General features: G+C 52.6%; 1 protein-coding gene. It reads right to left on the bottom strand.

Features of this window, described 5'->3' with window-relative positions; translation table 11 throughout:
- Positions 1–1,271 (bottom strand): N-6 DNA methylase (locus tag GX135_01210; protein ID NLN84706.1); only part of this gene is annotated, 1,271 nt, incomplete at its 3' end.
- Between the last annotated feature and the right edge of the window lie 298 nt (positions 1,272–1,569).

Here is a 1,569-nt window from a genome sequence, read left to right as displayed (position 1 = left end):
ATATCCATTTCCAGGGTGTTTGAGAGGTAGAGCTTGAAGCGCTCATCGTCCTTCATTTCATAGCCGTATTCGCCCAGGAGATAGCTTATTTTCAGGTGTCCCACGGTGTAGGGCGCCATCATCAGTTCGATGGCGTGGAAGTTTGGCAGGATGTGTTCCTCAATCAATTTGTGGACGCTGCCTTCGCCATATTTTTGCTCTTGGTGGCTGATGGCGAGGCGGATGGCTTCTGCGGGGAAGGTGAGGGTTCCCGCGGCGGGGTCCAGGATGGTCACGTCCGGCGACGCCAGGCCGTCTTCCTTGTCAAAGCGGCTTTTCAGGAGGCTGTGTATGCTGCGCACGATGTAGCGCACCACGGGCTCCGGCGTGTAGTAAACCCCTCGTTTTTCACGCAGTTCGGGGTCGTAAACGCTCAAAAAGGTTTCATAGAAGTGGACGATGGGGTCGCTGCCTCTGCCTTCCACATAGTAGCGATGGAGGATTTTTTTGATGTCGGTTTTAAAGAGGATGTCGGCGATGTCTTCAATCTGCACCGCCAGGGCCTTCGGCGGCTCTTCCAGGCTGATATAGCGGAAAATGTTTTTCAGGATGCCCAGGGTGCCGGGGATGTTTTGGTAAATCAATTCGCGGTGAAATTCGCCATCGCTGCGGGTTCTGGCGGCAAAGATGCCGTAGGTGAGGGTTTGGGCATAGAGGTCGGCAAATTGCTCGATGGTGAGCTTGCTGATGAGCATCTTTTTAAAGGCGTCATAGAAGCCCGGCAAACCCTTTTGAGGCGTGTCTTCCTCCTCCCGATATTCCTGCTTCATGATGTGCAAAATCTCGTCGCGAAGGAATCTGGTGCGCTTTGCCAAGGCGTCCGCCAGGCTTTGGGGGTCGGTGATGGCGGGGAGGTCAAATTCAAAATAGCGCTCCAGGAGGCTGTCCAGCTCCGCCACGTCCAAAAGCGGGGGTGTTTTCTTCATTTGGGTGGCGTTGATGGGGCTGGCGGCGAGGGCGGTTTGGAGCAGTTCTCCGTGTTGGTAAAGGCGAAATTCAAAGAAGTTTGTGAGGATGAGATTTGGAAAAGTCTCCAGATAGCGCTTGAGCTGGGGCGTGACGGCGATGGGGTCAAGATGGAAGGTTTCGGGTTTTTTGGCTTCGATGTATCCGGTGATGCGGGCTTTGCCGTCCCACACTCTGAAGTCGGGATTTCCCCCTTCGGTGGCTTTTGGCAGGATGAGGACTTCGCAGTTTTTTCTGTTGTTTTTCAGCGCCCAGGCGTCAATCATTTCCTTCAGGATGTGGTAATATGATTCCTCGGTGGCTTTGCCAGAGTTAATCAAAGCCTGTATCTTACTCAAATAGTCGGAGAGAATTTCTTTCACTTTTTTTATTCCCCTTGGTGCTTTGTGCAAGGATTTGGGGGCTGGTCTTTTTGGTCAACAGTTTTTATTATTGCACGCGGATTAGGCTGGTGAGGTGTCACGCAGATTAGGCTGATGAGGTGTCACGCAGATTACGCCGATAACGCTGATTTATATGTAGCTTACGAAAGCGCCGGAACACCGGATTCATCCGGTCGTTGGT

This window comes from Candidatus Cloacimonadota bacterium (genome assembly GCA_012522635.1).
GTDB lineage: Bacteria > Cloacimonadota > Cloacimonadia > Cloacimonadales > Cloacimonadaceae > Syntrophosphaera.
This window is presented reverse-complemented; position numbering and strand designations above follow the sequence as displayed.